The 237-nt window shown below is 65.0% G+C and carries 1 pseudogene; it reads right to left on the reverse strand.

The annotated features are described in order from the left end of the window. Window positions 1-237: pseudogene (locus VJI94_RS08815) on the reverse strand (ABC transporter ATP-binding protein); the annotation flags it as partial.

The raw sequence follows: 237 nt of genomic DNA on the forward strand, positions 1-237 counted from the left end.
CTCCGCTGAGGGTTCGGATCGGGCGGAACACATCATCGCCGGTAATCAGAAATCGCCCGAGCAGATCGCGAGCCTCAGGCGGCGTGAGGTCTAGCTCCCAAACGAACATCTCGAGCGGGGTCGAATCCAGATCGAGATCGGAAGCGTCCTGGCTGAAATAGCCCGCGACGACGCCGGCGCCGAGGCGGACTTTGCCGCCGAGCGGATCCAGCAGGCCGAGCGCGACCTTGACGAGGG

This window comes from Parvimonas sp. D9, from assembly GCF_035282565.1.
GTDB classification, from domain to species: domain Bacteria; phylum Bacillota; class Clostridia; order Tissierellales; family Peptoniphilaceae; genus Parvimonas; species Parvimonas micra.